General features: G+C 47.4%; 18 protein-coding genes. 8 read left to right on the top strand and 10 right to left on the bottom strand.

Going from position 1 to position 18,364, the window contains the following annotated elements; genetic code table 11:
• Positions 1-13: 13 nt before the first annotated feature.
• The 8 genes from ACTRXH_RS03720 to hflX form a co-directional block, all read right to left on the bottom strand.
• Positions 14-1,000, bottom strand: coding sequence for a DUF6731 family protein (locus ACTRXH_RS03720; protein WP_474280622.1), 987 nt, complete (start codon positions 998-1,000; stop codon positions 14-16).
• Positions 1,001-1,722: 722 nt separating this feature from the next.
• Entirely contained in the window at positions 1,723-2,910 is a 1,188-nt protein-coding gene (locus ACTRXH_RS03715; RefSeq protein WP_474280620.1) for a spr1629 family repressor/antitoxin, read from the bottom strand.
• Between the two features lie 28 nt (positions 2,911-2,938).
• The gene (locus ACTRXH_RS03710; protein WP_474280618.1) at positions 2,939-3,724 is read right to left on the bottom strand and encodes a spr1630 family ClpXP-sensitive toxin; all 786 of its coding nucleotides are present in this window, start codon (positions 3,722-3,724) and stop codon (positions 2,939-2,941) included.
• A 567-nt stretch (positions 3,725-4,291) separates the two neighbouring features.
• Positions 4,292-4,840 (bottom strand): hypothetical protein, encoded by a 549-nt coding sequence (locus ACTRXH_RS03705; protein WP_474280616.1) that lies wholly within the window; start codon positions 4,838-4,840, stop codon positions 4,292-4,294.
• 213 nt (positions 4,841-5,053) lie between these two features.
• Positions 5,054-6,400, bottom strand: coding sequence for a type I glutamate--ammonia ligase (glnA, locus tag ACTRXH_RS03700; protein WP_322524915.1), 1,347 nt, complete (start codon positions 6,398-6,400; stop codon positions 5,054-5,056).
• 88 nt (positions 6,401-6,488) lie between these two features.
• A complete protein-coding gene (locus ACTRXH_RS03695; protein ID WP_322524914.1) occupies positions 6,489-6,884 on the bottom strand; it encodes a MerR family transcriptional regulator in 396 nt (131 codons plus the stop codon).
• A gap of 185 nt (positions 6,885-7,069) precedes the next feature.
• Complete coding sequence (locus ACTRXH_RS03690; RefSeq protein WP_474280614.1) at positions 7,070-8,302, bottom strand: methionine gamma-lyase family protein; 1,233 nt, start codon at positions 8,300-8,302, stop codon at positions 7,070-7,072.
• Positions 8,299-9,588 carry a GTPase HflX gene (hflX, locus tag ACTRXH_RS03685; RefSeq protein WP_474280612.1) on the bottom strand — a complete coding sequence of 430 codons (1,290 nt, stop codon included), beginning with the start codon at positions 9,586-9,588 and terminating at the stop codon, positions 8,299-8,301. The genes ACTRXH_RS03690 and hflX overlap by 4 nt, the downstream gene beginning before the upstream one ends.
• Positions 9,589-9,697: 109 nt before the next feature.
• Here hflX and ACTRXH_RS03680 point away from each other — a divergent pair, with 109 nt between their 5' ends.
• On the top strand, positions 9,698-10,657 hold the full coding sequence (locus tag ACTRXH_RS03680; RefSeq protein WP_474260778.1) for a tyrosine-type recombinase/integrase: 960 nt from the start codon (positions 9,698-9,700) through the stop codon (positions 10,655-10,657).
• 21 nt (positions 10,658-10,678) lie between these two features.
• Here the strand turns inward: ACTRXH_RS03680 and ACTRXH_RS03675 are convergent, their stop codons facing one another.
• Positions 10,679-11,959, bottom strand: coding sequence for a hypothetical protein (locus ACTRXH_RS03675; protein ID WP_474280610.1), 1,281 nt, complete (start codon positions 11,957-11,959; stop codon positions 10,679-10,681).
• Between the two features lie 359 nt (positions 11,960-12,318).
• Here ACTRXH_RS03675 and ACTRXH_RS03670 point away from each other — a divergent pair, with 359 nt between their 5' ends.
• Positions 12,319-12,651: a YrhK family protein gene (locus ACTRXH_RS03670; RefSeq protein ID WP_474277717.1), complete on the top strand. Its 333-nt coding sequence runs from the start codon at positions 12,319-12,321 to the stop codon at positions 12,649-12,651.
• Positions 12,652-12,757: 106 nt separating this feature from the next.
• Here ACTRXH_RS03670 and ACTRXH_RS03665 read toward each other — a convergent pair whose 3' ends face one another.
• The gene (locus ACTRXH_RS03665) at positions 12,758-12,880 is read right to left on the bottom strand and encodes a hypothetical protein (protein WP_474277674.1); all 123 of its coding nucleotides are present in this window, start codon (positions 12,878-12,880) and stop codon (positions 12,758-12,760) included.
• A gap of 556 nt (positions 12,881-13,436) precedes the next feature.
• Between ACTRXH_RS03665 and ACTRXH_RS03660 the strand changes: the two genes are divergently transcribed.
• The 6 genes from ACTRXH_RS03660 to ACTRXH_RS03635 all read left to right on the top strand — a co-directional run bounded on the left by ACTRXH_RS03660 (position 13,437) and on the right by ACTRXH_RS03635 (position 18,351).
• On the top strand, positions 13,437-13,760 hold the full coding sequence (locus ACTRXH_RS03660; protein ID WP_474277672.1) for a hypothetical protein: 324 nt from the start codon (positions 13,437-13,439) through the stop codon (positions 13,758-13,760).
• A gap of 48 nt (positions 13,761-13,808) precedes the next feature.
• The gene (locus ACTRXH_RS03655) at positions 13,809-14,036 is read left to right on the top strand and encodes a hypothetical protein (protein WP_474260772.1); all 228 of its coding nucleotides are present in this window, start codon (positions 13,809-13,811) and stop codon (positions 14,034-14,036) included.
• Positions 14,037-14,089: 53 nt separating this feature from the next.
• A complete protein-coding gene (locus tag ACTRXH_RS03650; RefSeq protein ID WP_474277670.1) occupies positions 14,090-14,992 on the top strand; it encodes a universal stress protein in 903 nt (300 codons plus the stop codon).
• Between the two features lie 209 nt (positions 14,993-15,201).
• On the top strand, positions 15,202-16,398 hold the full coding sequence (locus ACTRXH_RS03645; protein WP_474280608.1) for a GTP-binding protein: 1,197 nt from the start codon (positions 15,202-15,204) through the stop codon (positions 16,396-16,398).
• Between the two features lie 63 nt (positions 16,399-16,461).
• Positions 16,462-17,247 (top strand): ZinT family metal-binding protein, encoded by a 786-nt coding sequence (locus tag ACTRXH_RS03640; protein WP_474280606.1) that lies wholly within the window; start codon positions 16,462-16,464, stop codon positions 17,245-17,247.
• Between the two features lie 45 nt (positions 17,248-17,292).
• Positions 17,293-18,351 (top strand): metal ABC transporter solute-binding protein, Zn/Mn family, encoded by a 1,059-nt coding sequence (locus ACTRXH_RS03635; RefSeq protein ID WP_474280604.1) that lies wholly within the window; start codon positions 17,293-17,295, stop codon positions 18,349-18,351.
• Positions 18,352-18,364: the final 13 nt, after the last annotated feature.

Below are 18,364 nucleotides of genomic sequence, written 5' to 3'. Positions count from 1 at the left end.
CTTCCTTCGCCAGTTATCCAGCAACTATTAAATTCCGGATAGCCGGCCGCCTTTCAGCATAAATTTCTCTCATAATATTGATTATCTGTTCATGACCAGGTGTTTGTCTTTCAGCTAATTCTATAGTTCTTAAATCTGTCATTCTAGGCTCAATTAAATTAATATGCTCGATTTGTGTATCTTCATCTTCTTTAAACGAGACGTTAATTTTAGGCCTTTGCTCTTCTGGTCTTTGCCTAAACTCTTCAACAGTTCGTCTAATGATATCTGAATTCAAAGAGGCTTCTGTCCCTGCTCTCCCCACACCAACAGTTATTTCAAAGTTCACACCTTCTGTTTCACCAATTAAATCAGCGGCTTTAGATAGCAAAGCATTTTCATCAAGTTGACCATCTAATTCAATTGCAGAACCTCTGATGCTGATTTTCCGATGATATTCCGACTCTAAAACTTCATATATTTTATCATTATCTACCAAGGGAGCTAACTTTATAAACATAGGTTCTTCGTCATTTTCTCCAATTTGTTCTAAAAACCGAAACCTCAATTCAGAGAGGTAGTTTTCAATTTGTGCCGTAGTTAAACTATATCTGTTGGATTGGATCATAAAAACTTGGTTAACTTCATCAAATAAAAGACTTTCAAATTCCCCGATATATTCGTCATCGTCAAGCAATATTTCTCTTTTAATTTCACCAATTCTTTTTCTAGCTGGTATATTAGATGACCTGTTTTTAGATAATTGAAATGTTTTAATTCCTTCAGTTTCAAATATTTCAAAAGAATCGGGTTCCAGATCTGCAACATCTTCACCTAAAACCATAGCTGTGTCTATCTGTTGATAGTTCACACTATAATGTTCTATAAAAGGAGTAGCATTCCATCGTATATAATTAAGTTCCCCAGGTTCACCTCTGTAATAATCTTGTTGTTCAATTTCTTGGTGCGCAGTTACTAAAACAGGTTCAAAATAATTGAACCTTAAATTTTTTCTTGGCATAATTGCTAACCCCCATTAAAAACATTGATTCCTATTTTACCACAAATAGGTAAAAAGGCACCCATAAATTGGACGCCTTTTTCTGTGGATATAGCTATATGAGGGGTCGTCCATTTGTTTTCATACTGCCATAATAAAGCTGTTATAGACCTTGAAAAGTTACACATGTATAACAGTTTACCTCCACACTAATTTCTCGATCGTTGCTAAGATAATTTCATCTCTCCAGCGAATGGCTTGGCGTTTGCTAATATGAACTTCTTGGGCGACGGGTCCCCAGTTCGTATGTCAATTCTCGGACCAATATCGGCAGCGGACTAAGTGGCGGTGATCATCCGGCAGTGCATTGTACACTTGTTTAATCGCATTCATAACTTCTTCTAGGTATTGCAGTTGCTTATTTGTCGATAACCGTGTAACAATATACTTCTTAGGAGAGATCGGGATAAAGGCTTCATAACCTCCGATATTTTCATCCGGTTCCTCGTTGTACGGAGAAATAATAGACTACCAAAGCACTGCTTTCTATTTCAAGGTAGAGTGATAGCTCGCCCTTACACTTCGGCTTTCTTAAAGGTAATCTGTATCGGCTGAATTGGGGTTCGAGCACTATGTTTAAAGTTCATGGTATTCATCCTTCAAAATAAAAAAGAGGACGCCAATCAAAGAGCACTATGGCTTTTCAATCAACGTCCTTCAGTGGACTGGTAGAACTAAATACATTAACGAGAGAGTTGAATTATATCCTTATTAAATTCTTTTTCATCTTCTTTTAGATGTTTTAAAAAAAATTCTTTCTTTATTCCCGTCAAGCTTTCTAAATAATCAATGTCCACCTTTAATAAATTTAATAGATAATCTAAAGTTAAATAATTATTTTCAAAAAGCAATTCTAAAATACTTTTCACTTTTCCTGGGCGAACTATTTTGATTTCTTGATCTAATGGTTCGATTTTTTTATAGTTGTAATTGTTAATTTTCATGTTAAAGTATCTAAATTGTTGATAACTTATAAGATTTAAATTTTTTGCTCGCATTGCCATTGCCTGTATTGATACTAACCATTTTCTTTTTAATTCAATATAGGATTTTGGATTTGATCTTTGTCTTAAAGGGATTGTTTCAAAATCTTTAATAAATTCATCTTTTGGTAATAAAAATTCACTAGCGAACAAGTTAGCCTCTGCTTCATATTCTCTGTAGATTTTTTTATCCAAAAAAGCAAACTCATATTTATAATGCAAAAGAAGATGCCCCAATTCATGAGCTATATCGAAATTTCTTCGTACTGCGGACTTTTTTAAATTACCCAATATTATTAAAGGATAATCATTCTTACTCCAAACACTATATGCGTCAACTTTCTCCCCTATAGCCTTTTCGAAAATATAAGCACCTTTCTTCTCCAAGGTAAACATAAGATTGCCGTTTTTATTATTTTCCATTCCCAAACTTTTTCTTGCTAATATTGCTATACTACGAATAATTTCTTTACGATTTTGATCACTTTTATTCAAGTAGTCAATTACTTTGTTACGTAAAGTCTGTATCTCATTAGATGGAAGATGTAATTCACGATTAATTATTTTTAAAAAAGACATCAAATGCCTCAAGTGCGTTGCTTCAGATTGTGTTTTTTGCACACTATTCATCTCATTAGACCTATAAGCTATATGATTAGTGTCAATACTATCCATAGATTCTCTATCTAGGAAACTTTCTGTATAGAAATATTTACTTTTAACTTTAAATATCTTTTTCATTTCGTTTACAATTTCTAGTTTTGGCGAAACTATTTCGTTTTCGTATTGCCATACAGCTTGTTCTGTGACCTGCATTTTTTCAGCTAATTCTTTACGAGTATAGCCGTTCAACATACGAATGTTTGTTAAGTTATTACCTACAAACATGATATTGACCTCCTGGCTTTTTTAGACACTAATTGTTATTCCCTTCCTCTTCGTCATCTTCAATTTCTTCTTCATGATATATTTCATATTCAGCCGCTGGTGTTTGCTCTTCAACTTCAATCTCATCTGCGGCTAACCAACTGAGTTCTTCTTCAGTAAAATCAACATTACTACTCTCAATGAATTCAGTTAAATCCTGGACTTCATAGGCTTTATTATCGTGAGGATTAGGCATAAACAAACTTATCTTTGAAATAGCATGATTACTGTCTATTTCATAAGTGATGATGTAAAACTGATTAAATTTTTCCTCAAGCTCTTTGGACTCAGATTCATCTAAGTCCCTCATAGTTTGGTCATCGATTAAAAGCAATTTATCTGGCTCTTTACCTCTATCTAATAAATTGGGTTCTTTTGGAAAAGCTACATCACTATTAATCTTCGCTAATCTGGATAAATAAGTTTCGTTTTCATCTGCATTTTTTGCGCTGGGCACACCTTTTCTTTTTCTAAAGTCTTCTTCGTTAAAGTATCTAGCATTCTTTATTATAAACATTCTTTTCTCTTCGCCCATAATGAATTGTAAGTACCCCCAAGTCAATCCGGCTCGAGCATGTTTATATATGATGCCATTTTCCTCACACTCAGAAGCAGTTTGATCATCGATATGATTACCTTTGACCCACGCATACGCAGAACTAATTTTCATGTTTCTTCTTTTATCTTCTCGTTCTTCTGCATAGTTTTTATATCCCTGCAATATTCCGTTTACAATGTTTTGGCTAATTTCATCATTAAATTGATACTTTTTCATCTTCATCACCTTTCCTTCAAGAATTGTATTAATATTCTACACCATTTTTAAAGAGAAAGTGATGAAAATCAAAAATTTTTAAAGTGAAATTCAAAACTTTCCCCCTCATCCAATTTCCCGCACTTTACTTTTCTCTGAGGTGTCTCAATCTTCATCTCTCCGTGTTCAGACAAAAAAGCGCAACGTACTCCCTTGAGAAACTACTAAGGATACTGGCATTTTGTTTTAGTATATCAAAATTTAGCTTAACTGTAACTCTATCCCAAGTAATATCGGCTATGCGTTCTGTCACACTGTCGCTCTTTGGTGACACAATACTCGAAGAGTCTTTCTCCGACTCTTCTATAAAGAGAGAGTTTTTTATATTCGCCTCCCCTTATGCCGATCCCGACATTAAGCAAACAACTGAGTCGGTCCCCACAAATCACTATAGTGATGCCAGCAGTCGGATCGGAGCTGTGTAATAGAACTATGCGTTGTTTTACGTAGCGTTGTTTGTCAAAATGCCTGTTTTATCCACTTTACTAAGACATAAAATCGACGTCTTACCTAGCGTCGATTTTATAATTATTTATTGCCTATTGAGCGTCTTAGAGCAGGGACTATAGTATCTTGTTGCTTTTTAAAGTCTTTTCTCAAGTATTCCATGATTTCTTTCTGCTTTTTTATTATGATTGGTCCGTACTGCGAGCTAGTGCTTTGATCAGCGAGTAAGTGTCTATTGTTCTCCACCGTTTGTACATATTCTTCATATTTTTGATTGATATTTTCCTTAAATTTGTCTATTTTTTTCCCTGATTTTGAATCTAATATTAAATTACTTTTACTTATATATTCGTTAAACTCTTTAAGGTCTTCTGGAAACTGGTAGTCCCAATCTATTGAATTTCCTCTCTTAGCATAAGGATCGTGTTGGTCCATATAATCAAACAGCTTCTCTCTTATTGCATTGATGCGCTCGTATAATTCTTTTACAACTTGAATTTTTTCATCTTGAATAGAACCTAACTGCATAAGTCTAAGATCTAATTCGTGTTGAACCCTTCTTTTTACTATAAACACCCAAATAGACAAACCAATTTGTATCAGTAAAATAATAGCACTACCCCAAAGCATTGATATCCCCCCAATGATTTTATCGCAATCATAACATCTTTTATAATTTTTCCCAGTACTTTAATAATTATTATGATACTTTAAGTATTCTTAAAAATTCTAGGGGGCAAATTGGGAACAAATGCTTCATTTTCGTGGGGGCAATTGCTTTTTATTCCTTTTATAAGACACAAAAAACCCTCCAGCCATTACGGCTGAAGGGTTTTCTCAATCTTAGTACGTGGAGAGATACTGCTCGCGTTCCCAAGGGTGAACCTGGCTGCGGAACATGTCCCACTCGATTTCTTTTGCTTCGGCGAAGTGCTCGATGGCGTGAGGGCCGATCGCGTTGACGAGAACTTCGTCGTTCAGCAGGTGCTGAAGCGCTTCGTTCAAGTCTGCTGGAAGGTCCTCGATGCCGAGTTCTTCGCGTTCTGCTTTTTCCATCACGTAGATGTTGCGGTCTGTCGGCTCTGGAGCGTCGAGCTTCCGCTTAATGCCGTCCAGGCCAGCTGCAAGCATTGCTGCGATGGCAAGGTACGGGTTCGCAGATGGATCCGGGCTGCGCGTTTCAATACGCGTGCTCATGCCACGGGAGGACGGAATACGTACGAGCGGGCTGCGGTTACGCAGGGACCATGCAACGTATACTGGTGCTTCGTAGCCTGGCACAAGACGCTTGTAGGAGTTGATGATTGGGTTTGTGAGCGCCGTGAACGCCTTCGCGTGCTCGAGTGTACCTGCTAAGAACTGCATCGCCGTTGTGCTCAGCTGAGAATCGGTCTTCTTGTCGTAGAACGCGTTCTCTTTGCCTTTGAACAGGGACATGTTGCAGTGCATACCGGAGCCGTTTACACCGAACAATGGCTTCGGCATAAAGGTGGCGTGCAGGCCGTGCTTACGTGCGATCGTTTTAACAACTAGCTTAAACGTCTGAATGTTGTCGCAAGCTGTTACAGCGTCTGCGTATTTGAAGTCGATTTCGTGCTGTCCCGGTGCCACTTCGTGGTGGGAAGCTTCGATTTCAAATCCCATGTCTTCAAGCTCAAGCACGATGTCGCGGCGGCAGTTTTCACCGAGGTCTGTCGGTGCAAGGTCAAAGTAACCGCCTTTGTCGTTCAGGGTTGTGGTCGGCTCGCCTTTTTCATCGTTTTTGAAAAGGAAGAACTCAGGCTCTGGTCCGATATTGAAGGCGTTGAAGCCTAATTTCTCTGCGTCTTTAAGTACACGCTTCAAAATACCGCGCGGGTCACCCGCAAATGGTGTTGGATCTTCGCCAGGCTTGCCCGGCTCATATATGTCACAAATTAAACGTGCGACTTTGCCTTTTTCCGGCGTCCATGGGAAGACGATCCAGGTATCAAGATCCGGAAAGAGGTACATGTCGGATTCTTCAATACGAACAAAACCTTCGATGGAAGAACCGTCGAACATCATCAGGTTGTCCAGGGCTTTATCAAGCTGGTCCACCGGAATCTCTACGTTTTTAATAATTCCTTGCAAGTCAGTAAACTGAAGACGGATAAACTTAACGTTTTCCTCTTCTGCAAACTTTAAAATGTCTTTTCTCGTGTTTGCCATGTTAATTGTGACTCCTCTCTAAAAAACTAGAATAGTGAATTATTATATCTTTCCCCCGGCCGCAGCCGGAAAAAAGTTAATCCTGCTGTTAGTCGAAAAACCGCGACAGCTGTCCCTGAATCATCGACGGCCGTGAGTATTTACCTGCCATCATCACTTCCTTGCGGAGGTGCTTGCGCAGTTCACGGTCGGTCATATCGTGATTTCTGGGTGCTGATGGCTGCTTCGGTTCCTCTGAATACGTTTTTAACTCATAGATTTCCTTGATGCCTGAAAGGTTTACGCCCCGCTCCATCATCGCTTTGATTTCAAGCAGACGATCCACGTCGCGGAAGGAAAACAACCGCTGGTTGCCTTCGGTCCGTGTCGGAAACACCAGGCCGTGTTCTTCATAATAACGAATCTGCCTTGGGGTGAGTTCCGTCAGTTTCTGGACGATACCAATCGGAAATAAAGGGGTATTTCGGCGTACATGATCATTCATGCGTTACGCCCCCTTTCGTTGAAACTAAGTATATCCTACATGATGTAAGCTTTTCCGTCAAGTTCATGTAAGCTATTTTTACATCAAAATTTTCAGAACTTATTGTATCTTTTACATTTTCACCTATTTTCCGGCAAATGTACAGAAAAAACAGGCTCTCTCACGGAGAACCTGTCCTTCTATCGTTATTGTATCGCTTGTAACGCTTCGCTTACGGCAATTTTCACGTGCGTATACGTTAATCCGCCCTGAACGAAGGCCGTATACGGTGGCCGGATCGGGCCGTCAGCGGAAAGCTCGATGCTCGATCCCTGGATGAACGCGCCGGCAGCCATGATCACTTCATCGCTGTAGCCGGGCATGGCGCTCGGCTGCGGGGTCACGCCGGAGTCGACCGGGGAATACTTCTGCACCGCCTGGCAGAACCGGATCATTTTGTCCCGGTCGCCAAACTGCACGGACTGGATCAGATCGGTCCGCTCCTCCCCGGAGGCCGGTGATGCCTGCAGGCCGGCGTCCTCCATCAGCGCTGCTGTCAGCACCGCTCCCTTATGAGCCTCCGCCACGACGTGCGGCGCGAGAAACAGCCCCTGAAACATTTCCTGGAGCATGCCGAGCGTCGCGCCGCCTTCAAGGCCGATGCCGGGTGCGGCAAAGCTTGCGCCCGCCCTTTCAATCAAATCGCTTCTGCCGGCAATATAGCCGCCGGTACGCGTGATGCCGCCGCCCGGGTTTTTAATGAGAGAGCCCGCCATCAGGTCCGCGCCGATATGGCCCGGCTCGGTCGTTTCCACGAACTCGCCGTAGCAGTTATCCACAAACAGCACAATGTTCGGATACGCCGCTTTAAGCTCCGCCATGTACTTCTTCATTTCCCCGAGGCCAATCGACGGACGATCGTCGTAGCCGCGCGAGCGCTGAAACGCAATCACCTGCGTGTCCGGCGTCACCGCCTCGTGCACGGCGCCCATGTCCACCCGGCCGCCGTCGAGCGGCACCACGTCACAGCCGATGCCCCATTCGTTCATCGTCCCTGCTTCGCTGCCGTCGAGGCCGATCACCGTGTTCAGCGTGTCATACGGCGTGCCGGTCGCATACAAAAGCCGTCCGCCCGGACGGAGCGCCGCAAACAGCGCCGTACTGATCGCATGCGTACCGGAAATAAACTGCTGGCGCACCATAGCTGCTTCGGTGCCGAACACATCGGCGTAGACCCGGTCGAGCACCTCGCGTCCGGTATCGTCATAGCCGTACCCGGTCGAGTGCTGAAAATGAAACGCCGACACGTTGTGCGCACGGAAGATATCGAGCACCCGCTGCTGGTTCACAAGCTCGCGTTCCGAAATGGCTTCAAGCTGCGGCGCAATCCGGCGCTCGGCCCGCTGCAGCTGCTTTTGTTCCATCGTATCGCGTGTCATTTCGCCCCGGCATCTCCTTTAGCATACTGCTTGATCTCCCGGTGGATCGCCTGGTCACTCTGCACGTACCCGGAAAGAATCCAGCTTTCGTTTTCTTCGTCGAGCGTTTCCTCGCGCACGACGGTTTCATGCTTGAACCGCTGCATCACGTGGCCGTCGGCGAGCGGAATTTCCACGTGGTACGGCTGAAGCTGCTCGAGCAGCACGTTCTCCATCGACTCCCGCAGCAGCTCCACGTCTTCGTCCTTACGGGCCGAAATGGAGATCGACGGTTTGTCCACCGCGACGACCGGTCCGTCCTCGGCGGCGTCGCGCTTGTTGACGACCGTGAGCGCCGGAATGTGGCTTGCCTCGAGCTCCTTTAAAAGCCGGCGCACCGTGGCCGCCTGTTCAGCAGCCCTCGGGTGCGAGCCGTCAATCACATGAAGCAGCACGTCTGCTTCCTTTACTTCCTCAAGGGTCGCCTGAAACGCCGCAATCAGCGCCGTCGGCAGGTCCTGAATGAACCCGACCGTATCGGTGACGAGCACCTCCAGACCGGACGGCAGCTCCACCCGGCGCGTTAACGGGTCAAGTGTCGCGAACAGCGCGTTTTCCTCGAGCGTATCCGCTTCGGTGAGCGCGTTTAAAATCGTGGATTTGCCGGCGTTCGTGTAGCCGACGAGTGCAAACTGCAGCACGTTCTTTTCCTTGCGCCGTTCGCGGTACTGCTCGCGGCGGTTTTTCACCTGCTTGAGCTTGCTTCGCACGTCGTCCATCCGCTTCTGGATATGACGCCGGTCAGTCTCAAGCTTCGTCTCCCCCGGTCCGCGTGTACCGATTCCGCCGCCGAGCCGGGAGAGCGATTCGCCCTGCCCGCGGATGCGCGGCAGCATGTAGTTCAGCTGCGCAAGCTCCACCTGCATTTTCCCTTCGTTCGACGCCGCACGTCCGGCGAAAATATCGAGTATCAGCTGGGTGCGGTCAATAATGTATAGTCCGGTCTGGTTTGTAATCGTGGAAATCTGGCCGGGCGAGAGCTCATCGTTGAAGATCAAAAGATCCGCCTCCTGCTCTTCAGCAGTCGCCACCGCTTCCTCGAGCTTGCCTTTGCCGACGTACGTTTTCGAATCGAGCGAGCGCCGGTTCTGCGTCAGCACAGCCGTGACCGTTCCCCCTGCCGTTTCCACGAGCTGTTCAAGCTCGGTAAGGGACGCTTCAAATGTTTCCTGATCAGTATCATCCTTATGAACGGCAATTAGTACAACCCGTTCTTTATCTACCTGTTGGTTCTCAAATTCCTGCAATAGTTTAGATCCTCCTGTTTTTCCTGTCCTCTACATACTATAATATGGGTTAAGTGCCAAACAAACAAGCCGCGATGCTTGATCGACAGACAAAGCAGGAGGAATGATGATGAATTTGCAACCCGAGCTTCTTCCGGACGGCATGCAGGCCTTTCTTTCCTTCCTGCAGTCCCGGGGGCGCAAGCCGAGCACGCTGAAGCGCTACGAATACGACCTGGCCGACTTTCACCGGTTCATCGATGTAGTGCTCGACGGCGAGGAAGCGGCCGTCAAACCCGACGACATTACCACCTATTTTCATATACTGGCCGAGGAGCGCCACTACCAGCTCCGGACGCTGAAGCGCATCCAGACTGTGCTCGTCCGCTACTTCCGCTTTCTCCGCGATACAAAACGGATCGCCTCCAACCCGATGGCGGAGCTTCCGGTCGATGACAGCGTCTGGAACGTGTTAAAGGAGGAAGAGCTGATTGCCCCGAAGGAAATGAAGCGGCTCATGGACACGCTCGAGTCCGATTCCGGGCTGTCGGATAAACAGCAGGCCGTGCGCCCGATGCTTGCCCCGCGAAACATCGTGATTTTAAGGCTGTTTTACGACTACGGCCTCCGCATGCACGAGCTTGCCTCAATCCGGATCGAGCACCTGCACCTGACCCGCGGGGAGCTCGACATTACCGAAGGCAACCCGCGGACGCTCCAGCTGACGAAGGAGCTTCAGAAGCAGCTTTACTATTACCTCGACGTGATTCCGCAGGCGGTGCGGCCGTCCTTTGACGGGGAACCGCTGTTTGTGGCGTTCGACTTTCAGCGCCAGACGTACCGCTGGAGCTATGAAAACGATCAGCCGAAAAATTTAACCGAGGTCGCGATTCAGAAAATGATCCGCGAGGAACGAAAGCGCGCAGGCATCGAGCGGGCGATTTCCGCCACTCATTTCCGCAACAGCTATATCGTGCGTGAACTGGAGAACGGCGTCACGCCGGAAGCGCTGATGGACCGGCTCGGGCTGCAGTCCATGCTGACACTGACCAAATATATCCGCTACGTTAATGAAGAAGCTGCCGGCTGAGCTGGCAGCTTTGTTTGTTGTTTATCGCTCCCGGTTTCTATCCTCTCGTTTTTCCTCTTCCCTTTCCCGCTGCACTTCTTTTTTCCGCTGCAGCTGCCGGTGGCCGTAAGTCCCCGTAAGCACCGTTTCCTCATTTTCAAGCCCTGCGCCGAGCGCTCCGATGCATGTCGCAAGCGACGCTGCCAGCCAGGCAAGCGACAGATAGTACGGGAGTTCGACGTTTTGGCCTACACCTAAATTGGACTCGAGCATCGACGTCGGGATAAACAAAAAGACGGCAAGAAAAAACAGCAGAAACAGGATGCAGTAATAGCATATTACCCCGAACCCGATCGTCAGCACTGTCGCCGAGTTATACAATCGCCTGATCTCCTTTGACCGGTTTCGGGACGGTTTCTCTAAAAGACCATGAGCCAAAAGCATCCATACCGTTAACGAGGTTAAGGCCACGGTCATTAAGGTAATGGAGCGCCACGGCCCGTATGCTTCCCCGAGCTGCCAGAGCGTAGGAAATATTAATGCATAGGCGCCTGTGGCAAAGGCGATGGCGACTACACTTTTAAAGGCGGTAAACACCTTCAGCGGATTGTTTGCCCGCGCCATCCCTGTGACCACCCGGGTATACCCGTTGATATTCGGACGTGCGACGTACCGCGTATCTGACGTATCGTTACTTTCATCCGGCCGGATGCGGTACACCGGGGCAACCCGTTCCACCAGGCTGTCCCCGAGCAGCTGCCGGGCTCCTGTGTTCCGTACGTACCTTCCCTGCCTGCTTCCCATCGAAGCCTGCTTATCTTCCTGGCGGTCCCTTGCCTCATCGGAGCTTCCGTAATGCATCTCGCTCGTCAGCTGAAGAAGCGCCTCACGGACGCGGCGCATGATCGGCAGCGCCCCGAGCGTCGGGATGGACAGCTGGGCAATTTGACGTTCCACGTTAGCTTCGGCGACGAGAAAATCTTCATCCCGGAACAGCGGCAGGTCTGTCAGACATATCACATAATCCCAGCCGCGCCGGTCCTTAAGCGTTTGTGCTTCGTCAAGAATAGAGGCTGCTTCTTCGGCAGAGCCCGTTAATGGATCCACCACCACTTTAATGTCCCAGGCATAATCGTCATCCACTTCACGCGAAAACAGCTCGGCAAGCTCCGGGTACAGAACTTCGATCGTTTCGGAAGCAGCGCCCGGCGCCGGCACGAGCCCTACAATAAGAGAGGGCTCTGCGGCATGTTCAGAGGCATCCTGCGAAGATTCATCGTCCGGTTTCTTTACATTATCTGCCCGCTCGTTGGGTAGGGACATGATATTTACCTCCTATAGTCCATGATGTATATCATAAAAAATAAGCCGAAAAAGAGACTGATCTCCTTCCCGGCTTATTAGTAGGCGTTTATCCTCTAATTACTGCCAACGTTATAGCTCCGGCCCTGGTAAAAAACCGGATTTTTTATTAAAGCCTATTTTCCTTTGAAGACTTTAATGTATAGCTTCCCAGGCCTTCAGCAATTTAAACTTTTCAGCCTTCCGCCAGGTCTTCTGCCCGCAAATACACCAGCTTATGTGCAGTGCCTTTTTCAAAATAAAAACGTTTCATTCCCCGGGAATTCGTTAATATCCATATTGGATGCATTAAAAAATAAAAAGGAGGGCTTTTAGTGCACATGGAAGAAACAGAGCATAACAACGTGCAGGAAAACTCTTCCCGCGAGGCGTATGTGGAAAGCCGAATGAAAAACCATACTCCTTTTTTCAAAAAAATCTACCACACGCTCTATACGATCAACGATTTTCTTTTAGGCTTATGGTTTTTTATCGGCAGTATCTGCTTTTATTTTGAAGGCCCGTGGCGCATTCTTGGGGTGACCCTGTTTGTGGTGGCGAGCTTTCAATTTCTTATTCGGCCGTCCATCCGGCTGATCCATGAATTCCATGCCCGGAAGCATTACGGAAGAGAATATGACCGCAAATACCATCCGGAAAAGCAGGAGTCCTAACACCTCCGCAGCTCCACCAGCTTTACTCCACGCTTTTCCCAGTCGACAGGAAAGCCTCTGCAGCATTGCGCAGCCGGGCTTTCTTTTTAATTTTTTCTGCTGCATTTTACACGTATTCCAGAGCCAGCAGGACCGCAGTAAGACCAATGGCTGCGGCGGCCAGTGTCCCTCCCTGCACGAACCACTCGTACCGGTAATCATCGGGATTATCGCTTTCCCGCTTCCACATATGTACGCTTATCCCCGTATAAATGGCGTAAAACAGTAAAAAGATGATATAAATGGAAGGCTCAAAAAACTCCTGGAAGACGTTTACCAGGACGGTTCCCGCCAGAAACAAAGCGGAGAAGGTGTACCTGATGACAACGTGCATCCTGTTCGCATAGCTTTTCTTTCTCAGGCCGCCGTTTCTCTTGATGTACCACGTCTGGCTCAGCCAGTAAACTGTTCCATACTGCCATTATTTTTACACAGAATCCAATCTTTATTAGACGCTTTCAGTGCCATAACTTCTTCTTATTTCTTTTGCCACGGGCCTTCATTGAATAAAATTCACCTTTGCATTAAAGCATACATTCGGTAAAGTAATTATTTTATCTGTGCATTTAGTCGTGAGTAATTGCTGAGGGACTTTTTATCGATGCAATTCCCTATTTTCAGTGTATACTGGTAATTACAGAGGTATTAAGACCCTGGCACTTATTACTGCTTTTTACATAACCTATATGATTTTTTTATCCTGGCTCGCCTAAGCCGCTAATCAACCACCGGAAGGAGTACTTCGTATGAATCTCTCGGAACAAAAACATCCGCCTGAGCCCTTTCAGGCAGAACGGTACTCGCTCGTCCGATTCGTCTATCTTGCAGAGAATGCAGAACAGCCGAATAAACTGTGGTTTATCGGCAGCGCCCTGGAATTGCAGGAGGAGCTTTTTCTCGAGCATTACACAGAGGTCAGCTTCGAATTGGGAGAGGAAATTCGTTTCCGGCAACTGGTGATGCGCGTGGTGGCTATTGAAGCCGTGCCTCTTTCCTCCTGTCCTTCATACTCGGCGGATGAAAAATTGATTACGTACTATTTGGCCTCGGAGGATTTCCCTCTCATGTGATTTAACCCGCGTCAATGCTTCTCTATACTTTGAAAAAGGGGGAGAATAATGAAACAGCTGATCGAACGTGTGCATAAGGCCGCCCGCACGTATTCTGTTCTGGATTTTGGCGTTTTAAAAATATGCTTGTTTGCGATCGGTCTCTGGACCGGTATAGTGTACGCACGGCCTCTCCGCTCCAGGCTTTGTTTTATACAGAGCACTGCCCTAACCTCCTTCATTTATATTCTGTACACTACCTTTCGCAAAATGTGTACCGGCAGTAACGGAAAATAAGCAGCCCTTTCCACCAATTCACAGATGATGGATGCAAGAAAGGAAGAAGCCTTATGTCCCTCCCTTACCAGCGGATACTTGTCGCTCTTGACGGCTCGGAGGAATCGAAAGCTGGCCTCGCCAAAGGCATTGAGACTGCCCTGGCGTACGGCAGTACGCTCGCCCTCTGTCATATCGTCGACTACCACAGCATCAAAGAACTGCGGAAGCAGTACCCGGATTTAATGCTTCATGCCCTGAATAAACAGGGAAGCGCGATCATCACCGAGGGGAAGGAAACAGCTGAAAACGCAGGCATCGAAAATGTACGCATCTTTATAAAAGAAGGCATACCCAAAACGATCATCACCGGAGATATCGCAAAGTCGTTTCAGCCGGACCTCATCATCTCCGGCGGCTCGGGTGCCGGCACCTCTGAAAAAAAGCGGTTCGGCAGCGTCTCTGCCGGCATCGTCCGGCGTGCTTCCTGTGATGTATGGATTGTAAAAAACAGCGATACTTCCGCGGTGTACCGTTCGGTATTAATTGCTGTCGATGGCTCCGACGTTTCTAAAAGCGCCTTTTTTGCCGGACTGAACATGGCACAGAAACACGAGAGCCGCACGCAGGTCATTTACGTCCTGAATACCCAGTCCCTCTCATCGCTTGAGCCCTACACCAAAGACATCATCAGCGAGTATAAAGCGCGGGCCAATGAGCTGCTCGAGGAGTACCAGACGTTAAGTCAGGCGGAAATCCATGACCTTCAGTCTGTGCACTACTCCGTCGAATACGGCACCCCGAAAACAGTGATCCCAAGCGAAGCTCCCGGCAAATATCAGACGGATCTGATTGTCGCCGGAGCTTCGGGAATGGGTCGCACGCAGCGTTTTATTCTCGGCAGCGTTTCTGAAAACACCGTCCGCCGCGCTTCCTGTGATGTTTTAGTCGTGCGGAATCAGCATCAGCCAGAATGATGAAGTCTTCTCCATTTATTAAAAATTTCATTCTGCGACAGCCTCTGGTGAACCCCTTTTGTACAGGGGTTTTTTCTTTTTGCCCTGATAGTCTTCTGTAAAAAAATGCATAAACCGCCGTTGACATCACGAAAAATATTTTATAAAGTAATTGAAGCGCACAAATCGTAACAATTACGATTTATATTACACATAAGGAGGCGTCAGCTATGTTTTCACCCATCCCGGTAACTGTCCTGAGCGGCTATTTGGGCTCAGGCAAAACGACCCTGTTGAACCACCTGCTTCACGAGCAGTCGGATTGGAAAGCAGCCGTAATCGTAAACGATATGAGCGAAATCAATATCGATGCCGATCTGATTGAACGCGGCACTTCTCTCTCCCGCACTGAGGAAAACCTGGTGGAAATGTCGAACGGCTGCATCTGCTGCACGCTTCGGGATGACCTGCTTCAGGAGGTTCACCAGATTGCGGAGCGCGGCGGCGTGGATTATATTTTGATCGAATCCACCGGCATCAGCGAGCCTATTCCTGTCGCCCAGACGTTTACATATCAGGATGAGGCGTCGGGGATCGACCTTACCAGCAGCTGCCGGCTCGACACAATGGTCACCATGGTCGATGCAGCCCGCTTTTGGGCCGATTATACGTCGGGCGAAACGCTGCAGGAGCGCAGGCAGAGCACCGGAGACGATGATGAGCGTGAAATTGCCGACCTGCTGATTGAGCAGATCGAGTTTTGCGATGTGCTGATTTTAAACAAAACAGACCTGCTGACCCAAAAGCAGATCGAGCATTTAACAGGCATGCTTCGAGCTCTTCAGCCAAAAGCAGAGATTATTAAAACGGCGTATGGCCGCGTCGATCCCTCCAGGGTCCTGGGGACAGGGAAATTTTCATTTGATGAAGCTCTCCAGGCCCCGGGCTGGCTGCAGGAGCTCGAACAGCAGCACGAGCCGGAAACGGAGGAATATCATATCTCCTCCTTCGTTTTCCGGAGCCGGGTCCCCTTTCATTCTGAGCGGCTGCTGGAATATTTAGAGGCCTTCCCCCACCAGGTGATCCGGGCCAAAGGCATAATCTGGTGCGTCACCCGCAATGAGACAGCGCTTTTACTTTCGCAGGCCGGCACCTCCATACAGCTCGAGCCGGTGTCGTACTGGGTCTCCTCCCTTCCTGCCGGTGATCAGCAGCGCGTGCTCGAGGAGCAGCCGGAGTTAAAGCACAATTGGGACCCGGTCGTCGGTGACAAGGGCACCGAGCTGGTGATTATCGGCCAGCATCTGGATCAACAGAAAGTGACCCGGGAGCTTACGGCGTGTTTGTTAACGAACGAGGAACAGCAGCTGGACGGAAGCACCTTTTACGATCCTTTCCCCTGGCTTGTTTCTCCGAATTCCCTTTAATACATGTATATTTTTTAACCAATAAATCGTAATGATTCCGATTAAATACAGGGAGTGATATTTATGAAAAAATTTCCATTAAAAGGGTTGAGCGCCCTGACTGTCAGCGCGATGATTATTACAGGATGCGGTAACGCCTCGGAGGAAGGCTCCGGTAGCGAAAATGCTGCGGAGTCCGAGGAGCAGAACCAGGAAAATGACGATGAGGACGCAGGCAGCCGGGAACATGATCACGACCACAGCCATGATCACAGTCACGATGAGGAAAAAAGCCACAGCCATGATCACAGTCACGGCCAGGACTCCGAATCCGAGCGCATTTACGACGGCTTTTTTTACAATGATGAAGTAGAGGATCGTTCCTTATCCGACTGGGAAGGTGACTGGCAGTCCGTCTATCCGTATTTGGAGGACGGAACCCTCGATGACGTGTTCGCCCATAAGGCAGAGGAAGACGAAGAAATGTCGGAGGAAGAATATAAGGACTACTACGAGGAAGGCTATCAGACGGATGTCGACCGCATTACGATTGAGAACGGCACCGTTACCTTCTTTAAGGACGGCGAGGAAATGAGCGGCGAATACGTTTCGGGCGGCCATGAAATTTTAGAGTATGAAGCGGGCAACCGCGGGGTCCGGTACATCTTTGAACTCGATGAAGGCGACGAAGGCATGCCACAGTATATCCAGTTCAGCGACCACGATATCAATCCGACCGATGCCGGCCACTATCACCTCTACTGGGGCGATGACAGCGACGAACTGCTCGAGGAGGTGGAAAACTGGCCAACCTACTATCCCTCAGACATGGACGGTGAAGAAATTACTCATGAAATGATCGCGCATTAATCATTCCCCCAGCCAGCATACTGCTTACGAAAGGAACGAATATAAATGATGAAGCAAATATCTTTGAGTACTACTATTATAGCAGGAGCTTTTCTCCTTCAGGCCTGCAGCACAAGTGACGACAATCAACAAAACGCCTCCGGCGATAGTAATGAAGAACAGCAGGCGCAAAACGAAAAGCTCGACGTCTATACGACCCTGTTCGCCTGGGAGGATTTTACGAAGCAAATCGGCGGTGACTATGTAAACGTGGAAAACGTCGTCCCTCCCGGCTCCAATGCCCATTCCTTTGACCCGACACCCCAGACCCTGACCAGTATTGCCGAGGGCGATATGTTTATTATGACCGGCAGTGGGATGGAAGGCTTCGCGGATGAAGCGAAAAGTACGGTAGACGGCGAAAATGTGAAGGTGCTGGAGCTCACAAATAACATGGACCTGCTGGAAACGTCGGAGGAACACAATCACAGCCATGAGGAAGAAAGCCACGATCATGACCACGGTGACGAGGACCACGATCATAGTCATGATGAAGACCATGACCACGGCCACGAGGAAGATCATGATCACAGCCACGGCGGCGTCGATCCGCACGTATGGCTCGATCCGGTCCGTGCCCAGGAGGCTGCGGAAAGTATTAAAAACGAGTTAGTCGAGCAAATGCCGGAGCAGCAGGAAACGTTTGAGGAAAACTATGAGGCACTTGTATCTGATCTTGAGGATATTGACCAGAGATTCGCAGACGTCGCTGAAACCAGTGACAACAACCAGTTTATTGTGTCCCATGCGGCTTACGGCTATTGGGAGGAGCGTTACGGCTTCGAACAAATCCCGGTCAGCGGCATCAATGCCCAGGATGAGCCTTCCGTCCAGGAAATCAACGATATTGTCGCCGTCGCGGAGGAAAACGATATTCACACGGTGCTGCTGGAGCAAAACATCCCGTCCAAAACGGCTGAAACCGTACAGGACGAAATTGGCGCAGACGTCGCCTACCTGCACAACCTCTCAACCGTAATGGAAGAAGACATTGAAAACGACGCCACCTATGTATCGTTAATGCAGGATAATATTGAAAGCCTCGAGCAGGCCTTAAATCAGTAAACAGCAAAAAGCC

The organism is Marinococcus sp. LNHM5E3-2.1, assembly GCF_056034365.1.
This window is presented reverse-complemented; position numbering and strand designations above follow the sequence as displayed.